This is a genomic window from Pseudomonas sp. D4002, from assembly GCF_013385665.1.
GTDB lineage: Bacteria > Pseudomonadota > Gammaproteobacteria > Pseudomonadales > Pseudomonadaceae > Aquipseudomonas.
Genome location: NZ_JACAPN010000061.1, coordinates 1 through 365, shown reverse-complemented (window position 1 = coordinate 365; position 365 = coordinate 1). Strand labels below are relative to the sequence as shown.

Genomic DNA, 365 nt, shown 5'->3' with positions numbered 1-365 from the left:
AAACTGCGGCTGGATCACCTCCTTAATCGACGACATCAGCTGCTCCATAAGTTCCCACACGAATTGCTTGATTCATTGAAGAAGACGATAAAGAAGCAGCCCGAAATTGGGTCTGTAGCTCAGTTGGTTAGAGCGCACCCCTGATAAGGGTGAGGTCGGCAGTTCGAATCTGCCCAGACCCACCAATTTTGTGTGGGAAACGCCTGTAGAAATACGGGGCCATAGCTCAGCTGGGAGAGCGCCTGCCTTGCACGCAGGAGGTCAACGGTTCGATCCCGTTTGGCTCCACCACTACTGCTTCTGTCTTGAAAGCTTAGAAATGAGCATTCCATCGATATGATGGTGAATGTTGATTTCTAGTCTTT

General features: G+C 49.9%; 2 tRNA genes. Both read left to right on the top strand.

Going from position 1 to position 365, the window contains the following annotated elements:
- The first annotated feature begins 108 nt into the window (after positions 1–108).
- Positions 109–185: transfer RNA gene (locus HX824_RS31105), tRNA-Ile, on the top strand.
- Positions 186–215: 30 nt separating this feature from the next.
- Positions 216–291 (top strand) — tRNA-Ala (locus tag HX824_RS31100).
- Positions 292–365 lie beyond the last annotated feature (74 nt).